Genomic DNA, 1,020 nt, shown 5'->3' with positions numbered 1-1,020 from the left:
TAAGAAAGCTAAAGTTTTCACCTAAAAAGTAGATTTCATGGCACAGTTTTATTTGTATGATTAGAGTGGCTGTCTAGTTTAGTTTCGTTTCCAAAGGATAATAAACTATGTTAAAACTAAATAATTACGATTTTGAAGTTGGCAAGCTTTTTAAGAAAGCACCGAAAACAATTGATATAAGGTTAACCCATGTCCATGATCCATCGGTTGATTTAGAAACAAAAGAAATGGCTGTTTTTATTTTGTCAGGAAAATATCAAACTCTTGCTTATGCCCACTATGTGTTAGAAGAGTTCGATAAAGTAAAGAATTATTTAGAAAAATCCGCGATATTTGCTTACTTAAGCGGTTTTGATCCTGAGCTTAAAAATGTACTTGGTGATTGGAACATCCAACATCGTATTAACTTGGTGATATTATTTGGTGATGTGGCAACAAAACAAAAACTGAAAACGGTTGGTTGGAGTTTACCTGCTGATAATATTATGCACCAAGCTTGTTATTTATATGATCATTTACTGATAAAAATAGGAACAGGACAAGTTTTATCGCAAAATGAAATACAAACAGCGTTAACTGAGGCTAAAAATACGAAAGACAAAGATGTGCAACAATATATATTGCCGTTGATTGAAGCCATTAATGCACTAACTATGGTAGAACAGGCACTATGGAAAGCGAGTATTGAGAAGGTTATAACGTGGCATAAAGATGCCTGTAAGCTTGGCGACTACAAAGAAGATAAACAAGGAACTATGTCGTTAAACGCATTAACCATGGCAAAGTTGGGTAAAGATATGCATGGCTGGCAGTGTAAAACTGAATCACTTTATTTACCGTTATATTTAATTAATGATTAAATCTATCACCAGTAATTTTAAGAGCTAATGATGAGTAATGTAGTTAATCTTTTTATTGTTGATGAAGATGTTTATCCCACAACACCGAATTTAAATGGTGAGCAAAAATACCAAGAGTTATAAGATATAACCCAAGATGAGGCTACGAGATTACAGTCAA

General features: G+C 33.1%; 1 protein-coding gene. It reads left to right on the top strand.

Annotation, left to right across the window (positions count from 1 at the left end):
* Positions 1-107: 107 nt before the first annotated feature.
* Positions 108-860 carry an Imm49 family immunity protein gene (locus H5072_RS20215; RefSeq protein ID WP_182694608.1) on the top strand — a complete coding sequence of 251 codons (753 nt, stop codon included), beginning with the start codon at positions 108-110 and terminating at the stop codon, positions 858-860.
* Positions 861-1,020: the final 160 nt, after the last annotated feature.

Source organism: Pseudoalteromonas sp. SR45-5 (assembly GCF_014163565.1).
GTDB lineage: Bacteria > Pseudomonadota > Gammaproteobacteria > Enterobacterales > Alteromonadaceae > Pseudoalteromonas > Pseudoalteromonas distincta.
The sequence above is the reverse complement of the archived record's forward strand: the minus strand, read 5'-3'. Positions and strand labels throughout refer to the sequence as shown.